Annotated in this window: 8 protein-coding genes; 4 read left to right on the forward strand and 4 right to left on the reverse strand. The window is 44.7% G+C overall.

Annotated features, from left to right (window positions below):
- On the reverse strand, window positions 1-659 hold a 659-nt coding region (locus A3766_RS05925; RefSeq protein ID WP_068641910.1), incomplete at its 3' end, for a MipA/OmpV family protein.
- Between the two features lie 519 nt (window positions 660-1178).
- A complete protein-coding gene (locus tag A3766_RS05930; RefSeq protein WP_197469628.1) occupies window positions 1179-1538 on the reverse strand; it encodes a cupin domain-containing protein in 360 nt (119 codons plus the stop codon).
- Between the two features lie 102 nt (window positions 1539-1640).
- Here A3766_RS05930 and rapA point away from each other — a divergent pair, with 102 nt between their 5' ends.
- From rapA to A3766_RS05950, 4 genes are all read left to right on the forward strand, one after another.
- Entirely contained in the window at window positions 1641-4400 is a 2760-nt protein-coding gene (gene rapA / locus A3766_RS05935) for an RNA polymerase-associated protein RapA (protein ID WP_068509282.1), read from the forward strand.
- A complete protein-coding gene (locus tag A3766_RS05940; protein WP_068509284.1) occupies window positions 4397-4609 on the forward strand; it encodes a DUF3820 family protein in 213 nt (70 codons plus the stop codon). Before rapA ends, A3766_RS05940 begins: the two co-directional genes overlap by 4 nt.
- 268 nt (window positions 4610-4877) lie before the next feature.
- Window positions 4878-5243, forward strand: coding sequence for a hemerythrin family protein (locus tag A3766_RS05945; protein WP_068509286.1), 366 nt, complete (start codon window positions 4878-4880; stop codon window positions 5241-5243).
- A gap of 15 nt (window positions 5244-5258) precedes the next feature.
- Window positions 5259-6092, forward strand: coding sequence for a polyphosphate kinase 2 family protein (locus A3766_RS05950; RefSeq protein ID WP_068509287.1), 834 nt, complete (start codon window positions 5259-5261; stop codon window positions 6090-6092).
- Between the two features lie 11 nt (window positions 6093-6103).
- Here the strand turns inward: A3766_RS05950 and A3766_RS05955 are convergent, their stop codons facing one another.
- On the reverse strand, window positions 6104-6421 hold the full coding sequence (locus tag A3766_RS05955; protein WP_231872145.1) for a DUF1244 domain-containing protein: 318 nt from the start codon (window positions 6419-6421) through the stop codon (window positions 6104-6106).
- 108 nt (window positions 6422-6529) lie between these two features.
- Window positions 6530-8470 (reverse strand): bifunctional diguanylate cyclase/phosphodiesterase, encoded by a 1941-nt coding sequence (locus A3766_RS05960; protein WP_068552964.1) that lies wholly within the window; start codon window positions 8468-8470, stop codon window positions 6530-6532.
- Between the last annotated feature and the right edge of the window lie 264 nt (window positions 8471-8734).

Consider the following 8734-nt stretch of genomic DNA (forward strand, 5'->3'; position numbering starts at 1 on the left):
CCTCCACTCAGGTCGGTCTCATTCAGTCCCGATGCAACTGACTGCTCTGCATCTATACCAAAATCTTTATTGACATAATCACTATCGTGAAATACCAAAGCGATGGCAATTTCATGGCCGGTTCCGTCGTTCTGACCACCGAAGCGGTGCCCCACGCCAAAAAGACCAAGACTTCCGTTTTCACCGGTCACCACTCGAGCATCCAGCCAATAACGCCAGTCGGTATCGAAAGCATGGCGTGCTTGCAAAACTAGTTCAGTTCCCTCATCTCCTTCACCGAGACCATCCAAACGACCGTCATCAGAGTCACTTTCTTCACGCCCCTCATCGAAGCCCACGACAGCCTCGAATAGCCATGTGTCAGAACGAAGACCACGCCACCCGAGCGCCTCACCGGCCCAGAAGAAAATATTATCACCTTTACGCCATTGCACCGCACCGGCAGGATCGACTTCTGCGCCAAATTCATCAGACCCTTCGTAGGCTGATTCGTATTCAACAGCCAGGCCAAGTCCGAAGGCCCAGCCATCATTGCCCCGCGTAAAGTCATCAATTGAAGGTAAGGGCACCATAGCTGTTTTTGTGTCCTGGGCTAATGCTGTTTGAAAGGAGAGTGTATATAAGCAAGTTGTCAAAAGCATGCCAGTAATTTTTTTCATTTAAATTCAACTTATAGAGTGAAGAACAATAAAGTACGTGAAGAATATATTATTGGATCACGCACAATTATTTTCGCTTGAAGGTTCGATTCTAGTGACTAAAAAAAGTGTTCTAATATCCCAAAAGCACTTTTAATAAACTCTATCAGACACTCATCTGGCCTTAATATAACTAAAGCGATAACTATGGTTGTGTACTCTTGGCGATAAATTTCAGTGTTTTCAACGGCATTCACTTCATCTCTTCTTCGTTAATGTCTCAAAGCTAAAATTGACTGTATTAACCTGATACAAATAAGGCTGAAGAGTGACAGAATATCGGATAGTTACTTCTAAAACGAATGTTTGCATCTTTCACTTTCCCAAAGGTACTGCTTTGGTGGCTTGTGGCCTAAATATTCAAGCTTTATGATCAAAGCCGAATGGCAACTTTGCGGACCTAATACGCCTTTGCCATGTTATTTGGTAATGTCACGCTCGGTATTTCAAACTGTAAGGTCGGGGTTGAGCCGATACAACTTATACGTCTAAGTCCTCATAACACGCAGGCATAAAGCGTGGCGTACACACAGCTAAAAACACCAAGTCACCCTCCCCGTCGTTATATATCTTCTGCCTAATGCCTTGCGGGATCAGTACTACATCCCCAGCGCTAACCTGCTGTTCCAGATCTCCAACATAAACCTTGCCTGAACCCTGCTGAATCACATAGCGCTCACTGACTTCTGTTAAGGCATGCCAGCGCGTTGTTTTACCCGGTTCAACTCTAGCTCGCGCAATCGAAAGTGCGGGATCATCGTCAGTATTTAACATCTCCAAGATATAGCAGCCCTCGTGAAAGTAATACTCTTCCCTTTCTGGCGTTCTATAGATACTCAAATTATTCCTCCATTCACCTTCATCTGTGTTATCAACAGGCTTTTCTTGTTAGTATTCGCGCCATATTTGTTCCCTTATTGAATACTGTAAAGAGACGCCAAAATGTCGTATATCATAGGCCAACGCTGGGTCAGCCAGACCGAACCCAAATTAGGATTAGGAATCATCAGCGAGTTTGAAAACCGCCGAGTGACGATCACATTTCCGGCAGCCGGGGAAACTCGCACCTACGCCAGCGTCAACGCGCCTATCAGCCGTGTAGTGTATAAGGCTGGCGACACGATCACCAGCCATGAAGATATCGATTACCTGGTTCTCGACCTCGACCAAAGCGCAGACATTATTACTTACATTGTTGAAAATAAAGAAAGCTCTCAACACGAAGAACTGAGTGAAGTTGAACTTAACTGTTTTATCCAATTTACCTCACCACTTCAGCGCCTGGTTAGCGGCCACTATGACCGAAATAGAGCCTTCCGACTTCGCTATGAAACGCTGCAGCACAAGCACCGCTTACAGCAGTCGTCAACGGATGGGCTGCTTGGTTCACGCACAAGCTTACTTCCTCATCAAGTATATATCGCTGATACTGTCGCGAAGCGCCATGCCCCGAGAGTATTGCTAGCCGATGAAGTAGGACTAGGTAAAACCATTGAAGCAGGCATGATTCTCCACGCCCAGTTGCACAATGGTTTAGCCAAAAGAGCTTTGATCGTCGTTCCTTCTACACTGGTGCATCAATGGCTGATCGAAATGCTACGCCGCTTCAATCTCAGCTTTTCTATCTTTGATCGTGAGCGTTTTGATAGTTTGACCGAAGAAGGTATCGAAAAGCCCTTTGAGACCGAGCAGCTAGTTCTCTGCCATCAGGACTTCCTGATTAATGAAGATATAAAAACCGCAGCCTTAGCGGCCGACTGGGATTTACTGATTGTCGATGAAGCGCATCACTTACATTGGAGCGAATCAGAAAGCAGCATCGAATACCAGTGCATTGAAGCCTTGGCAGCTAGAAGCCGCGGCGTACTATTGCTTACGGCTACGCCTGAGCAAGCCGGTATCGAGAGCCACTTCGCCCGTTTGCGCTTGCTCGACCCTGACCGTTTTCACTCCTTAGAAAAATTTATTGAGCAAGAACAAAACTATCAGGAAATCTCTGATTTGGTCGGAGAGCTTCAAGGTCTTGAAGACGGCTCGTCACTGCCAATTAAAGCCCTTTCCCTACTCGGTGATGATGCACAAAATATCGATATTCCGGAAGCAATACAAAGGCTACTTGATCAGCATGGCACCGGTAGAATACTGTTCCGCAATACTCGCCAAGGTGTTGAAGGCTTCCCGGATAGAATCCTACAGCCTCACCCACTCGATGCAGCTGTTGGTGATGATCAATTTGAAGATGAAGCCGGCATTAAACAGAATCCGAAAGTCACTTGGCTAACCCAGTTCCTGAAAGATAACAGAGATGAGAAAGTCCTGATCATCTGCGCCAGTGCTGAAACGGCTTTAGCGCTGGAGTCCTATCTTCGACTACGAGAAGGCCTGCGAACAGCAGCCTTCTACGAAGGTTTAAGTATTATTGAACGTGATAGAGCCGCTGCCTACTTTGCTGATAAAGAGGAAGGTGCACAAGCCTTAATCTGTTCAGAAATTGGCAGCGAAGGCCGAAACTTCCAGTTTTCACACGACTTAGTGTTATTCGACTTACCAGAGAACCCTGACCTACTCGAACAACGTATCGGCCGCTTAGACCGAATCGGGCAAACACATGACGTCAATATTCATGTGCCCTTCATTCCTGGCAGCCGCCAAGAGGGTTTATTCAACTGGTATGACCAGGCTCTGGATGCCTTCACTCACAGCTGTGCGGCAGGCTTTGCAATTTATGAACAGTTTGCCGTCGAACTGGAAAGTTACTTAAGCGAAGGTGACTTTCAATCTGATCAGGCCTTGTCTTTTATCAAACAAGCCCGTGAGCATCGCGATGCGGCTATGGCAGCTCTTCAAACGGGTCGTGACCCCCTACTTGAGCTTAACTCCTGCAATCCTGAAGAAGCCGAGAAAATCATTGCCTTGATCGAATCTGAGGAAGCAAGCCAGGACCTGTCCTCTTACATGGAAAAGCAGTTCAACCTTTACGGTGTTGAACAAGAGTACCAGTCAGACCAGACTCTGATCATTCGCCCTGGAGAGCACATGCTGGAGCAGCACTTTCCCGGCTTAAACGATGAAGGCAACACCTTAACCTTCCACCGTTTGAAAGCGCTTGTCCGGGAAGATGTCGAGTTTGTCTCATGGGAACACCCGATGGTGACCGATCTAATCGAGCAAACCTTAACAGGAGAGCTTGGTAATGCAGCCTTGGCAACCATGTCGGTAAAAGGTGTTGAACCTGGTACTTTATTTTTGGAAGCCATATTCGCGCTGAACAGCATGGCACCAAAGTCTCTGCAGCTTGACAAATTTTTGCCGGTATCGCCTCAGCGGATCGTTGTTAATATTACCGGCCGCGACCTTAGCGAAGTTTTACCCTACGAGCAGCTTAATGAGCTCTGCAAAGGGCTTAAGCGATCGATGGCGCATGCCGTATTGAAAGAGATCCGTAACGATATTGGTACACTACTTGAGCATGCTCAAAAAACTGCCGAAGCTTCGGTTCCTTCATTGATCAGCCAAGCTAGCGAAGACATGAACAGGGAGCTAGGTAATGAAATTCAGCGCCTGATTAGCCTCCAGGAAAAGAACCCTTTAATTCGCGACGAAGAAATCGACGCTCTGCGTCACAGACAAAGTGCTTGTCAGGAATATATTGAAAAAACAGGGCTAGAAGTTCAAGCCATGCGAGTTATTATCAACACATGATCGAAAAGCAGCACCTGGTAAAAATAGCCAATACACAAATGCCCTTCGGGAAGTACGGTGGCCGTCGTTTAATCGATCTACCTGAAGAATATTTACTCTGGTTCAGAAAAAAAGGCTTTCCGAGCGGCGAGCTAGGTACACTGCTTGAACTGACGCTTGAGATTAAAATTGAGGGCTTGGATAAAGTTATACATCCCCTTAAACGATAGTGCAGTACGTTAGGCGCTGTAGAGCTAAAAAATGGCCTCATGTAGGCAGAGGGTTCCACCCCTCGCTAGTCGATGCCTCGCGCTAAACCTCAGCGAGCCATGAAAGGCTCTGCCTACAGATTTAGCCGGGATGTTTAACTCGATACAGAGTAAGACCCTTATTTTTTACAATAACGCCTAATATTACACCGTTCAATTTGCAGACAACTTTTCTATTTCTAAACTAGACTCATACTAACGTGCACCTTCACTTGGGTAGAGTTCAGTAATGGAAAAGACCAGCGAGCTAATTTGGCAAGACACTCAGCACCAAGAGCTTTTCAGGCTGATTGATGCCTTGAAGGCCCCTAATTCCGGCCAAGAAATCTTTACCCGGCTGTCCAGCTACGCCGACCACCACTTCTGTCTCGAAGAAGCCTACATGCTCCAACTTAACTACCCCAAAACCGAAGCCCATATTAAAGCGCACAATCAATTTCGTGATGAACTGGATGACATGGTAAACAGTATGGGTAAGTTTGACGCTCTGGTTCGTGAATCTATTTCAATATTTCTGCGAGAGTGGTTACAAAGACATGTATTCGGCATCGACAAGGACTTTGAAGCGTTTGTACTGAAGTCGAAGGTAAAATAACAAAACAGGATACCAATGAAAAACATCACTCACCCAGCCTCGCCCGTTATCCTTGAACAAAAGCCTCCTAACCTCTCTAAGGTGAATTTTGATCAAGCTCTCATTGAATCAAAAAGCCAATACACAAAAGCACTTAAAAGCTGCCAGGAGCGCCTTCTCCAAATCCAACAAGCCTATTATCGACAAGGCAAACGAGCAATTATCGTGTTTGAAGGTTGGGACGCCTCAGGTAAAGGTGGGGTAATTAGGCGAATTAGCGAAAAGCTCGACCCCCGCGGTTTTAGGGTCTATCCGATATCAGCGCCTCACCCCGATGAGCAAGGCCGACACTACCTGTATCGCTTTCAAACCCGTCTTCCCAAGCCAGGCACCTTAGCCATTTTTGACCGTTCTTATTACGGCCGGGTGCTTGTCGAGCGAGTAGAAGGCTTTGCACCAGAAACAGCTTGGCAGAGAGCTTATCAAGAAATAAATGAATTTGAGCGAATGTTGACTGATGACGGCGTGCACCTGATCAAGTTCTTTTTACATATCACGCCCGAAGAACAACTTAAGCGTTTTGAACTACGTTTAAACACACCAGAAAAGCAATGGAAGCTAACAGAAGAAGACATCCGAAATAGGCTAAAATGGGACGATTACACACACGCAAGCAACGATATGTTCCGTTTCACTAGTACCGAAGCATCACCCTGGAACGTAGTACCCGCTAATCATAAGTGGAGCATGCGAGTTGCTGTCATGCAGAAGCTGAATGATCAGCTTGTGAAAGGTGTTGATATCACACCACCCGCTCTCGACCCAAAGCTGGTCAAAGCTGCCAAGAAGCATTTGGGTCTAGAAATTTAGGCAGGAGTGATTTACTTCTGCTTCGCTTCAAAAGCTTCGAGCTGCTGAGGCGTTGCCTTCAATTGATGCTTCTCTTTCCATTCAGAATAAGGCATACCATAAACGGCTTTACGCGCCTGATCATAGTCAATTTCAACACTTTGCTCTTCGCCAGCGGCCATGTACCATTTTGCTAAGCAGTTACGACAGAAGTCAGCCAGAATCATTAGGTCGATATTTTGCACTTCTTTGTGGTCGTCAAAGTGTTTTAGCAGTCGACGAAAAGCGGCCGCTTCGATCTCGGTACGTTGTTGATCGCTCATATTTTCAAATGCGGTATTTACAGACATATTATCCCTTAATATTGTTTAATTAGTGCGCCAAGGCTATCGGTTTTTTTGTAGATAGTATCAGAAGCACGCTTATTTTTTCTGAAATGTGCGCCACAAATACTGGGCTCACTGAGACTTTACTTCAGACTCTAAGTAGTCGAGCAAAAATTCTTGCTCTAGAGGTTTGGAAAAGTAATAACCCTGCAGTTTTTCCACGCCTAACTCAACGAGTTTACGACACTGAGCCTCAGTTTCCACCCCCTCAGCCACAACATCAAACTTGAGCAAGCGCGCGGCATGCGTAACAGCTGTCACAATAGCAAAACCACTCGTATCCAACTTCGTGATAAATGATCGATCAATTTTTACCGTATTTACCGCTAAATCCTGCATAGCGGATAATGAAGAGTATCCTGTTCCAAAGTCATCAATCGAAACTTTGATACCACGTGACTGTATAGCCGAAATGGTCTCCATCATCTTTTCAGTATCTTTGGCAAATACTGATTCTGTAATTTCCAAGTAGATGAGCGAAGGGTCAATACCACTTTCTTGTACAGCTTCATCAACTATGCTCAAGAAGTCAGAATCCTCTAATTGAATCACTGAAACATTAATACAAACTGAAACCCGCCTCAGACTTTGCCACGCAAGCGCAACTTTACACGACTCTTTAAGAACCCATACGCCTATTCGATGTATTGAACCGTACTGTTCAGCAATTTTGATGAACTCATCAGGAGGGATGCTCTTACCTTCAAAATCCCATCTCAATAAAGCTTCAAATGCGATGTTCTTACTATTATTTGTTGATACGATCGGTTGAAAAACAAGACGCATCTGATCCTTATCAATCGCATCATTTAATCCTTTTTTCAGTTCAAGCTCATATTGGTGTTTAGCTTCCATTTCTGGTGTGAACACACAAACTTTTGAGGGTTTTGTTTTTTTCTGGTGATACATTGCCGTATCAGCAAACTGAATCAACCTGCTTTCAGAGCGCTCATGCTCGGGATATAAGCTAATCCCAACCGTCGCGCTAACCGGCAATATCCCCTCATTTGATTGATGTTCATGAGATAAAATTTCAATTATCTCGTAGGCCTGTGAGATGGCTTTTTCACTACTACAATCTTCAATGGCAATCAGGAACTCATCACCGCCCCAACGGCATAACAAACTTTCATTGGCAACTTTTTCACGAAGCCGTCGAGCACTTTCTTCTAAAATTTGATCCCCTACCTTATGCCCATAGGTATCGTTTACTTTCTTAAAACCGTCAAGGTCTATAAATAATAAACTCAGGGTGCTCCTTTTCTCATCACTTGCCTGCAAACTCGCTTTAAGGTTCTTCAGAAAAGAGTTCCTATTGTGCAAATGGGTTAGTGAGTCTAAATTAGAAAGCTCATAAATTTTCTGCGTTCTCTGCTCTACTTTTTGTTCCATACGATTTACTAACAAGGCATTTTCATTCTTTAAAGCAATCGCATCTCGAGCAAAGTTTGCTGACTTAGCTGAAATGATGAGCATCACGAGACTATAGCTAAGCCCTAACACACCAATATTCTGATCGGTCGCGTCGTTACTGAGTAAGAACACCACCGACACAGGACACAACAAGGCAAAGGTATAAAACATGGACGTAAGTTTATGAGCAGCCAACACAATAGCCGACCCACCGGCCATCCCTGAAATCACAATTATAATCGTTACCTTCTCAACCAAGGGACTATAACTCACAGCATAAGCGGCATAGCTAGACCACATTAAGGCCGTTAGATTGACCCCATAAATAAAGCGTCTGACTGACCTTTTGCCGTCGTAGTGAGTCTTCGATAAATGCTTCTTCCAGGATACCCAGTCAATCAGCCTAACAAGCAGTAAACTCATCATCCCTAACCACCAGGTAATTTTAAACTCTTGCAGAACAGGATTATCGTAAAAATAAACTAAAAAGCTGGAAGCAATAATCGATATTAATATGCCAGAAAAGGCATTCCCATAAAGAAGCTCAGCAGCATCACGTTGATCATCATATGAAAGTAAGTCTTGAGTACTGCGCTGCACATGTCACCTAAACTAAGTTATTTCAAGATTGATAAGAATTCTTAAGCGCCCGGACTACACAAAATTATGGCGCACGTAGACTACCATGCTGTAGGCGCACAAAATTGCTCATTTCGTGAACAATTGCAACAAATTCGCCCATCACACAAAAGCCATCATATCTAGCTTGCCTTTCGGAATTTATAATGCGGTAATTGTAGTACATGATTACCATATACCTAAAATAAGACCTTCAACTAAAAGGATTTAGTGATGTCGATAAAA

The sequence above is a fragment of the Oleiphilus sp. HI0132 genome (genome assembly GCF_001635845.1).

What these genes read in the sequence shown, in the direction of transcription:
- A3766_RS05945 (WP_068509286.1), top strand. Translation starts at nt 4,878, where the DNA reads ATGGAAAAGACCAGCGAGCTAATTTGGCAAGACACTCAGCACCAAGAG.
- A3766_RS05940 (WP_068509284.1), top strand. Translation starts at nt 4,397, where the DNA reads ATGATCGAAAAGCAGCACCTGGTAAAAATAGCCAATACACAAATGCCC.
- A3766_RS05950 (WP_068509287.1), top strand. Translation starts at nt 5,259, where the DNA reads ATGAAAAACATCACTCACCCAGCCTCGCCCGTTATCCTTGAACAAAAG.
- A3766_RS05955 (WP_231872145.1), bottom strand. Translation starts at nt 6,421, where the DNA reads ATGTCTGTAAATACCGCATTTGAAAATATGAGCGATCAACAACGTACC.
- rapA (WP_068509282.1), top strand. Translation starts at nt 1,641, where the DNA reads ATGTCGTATATCATAGGCCAACGCTGGGTCAGCCAGACCGAACCCAAA.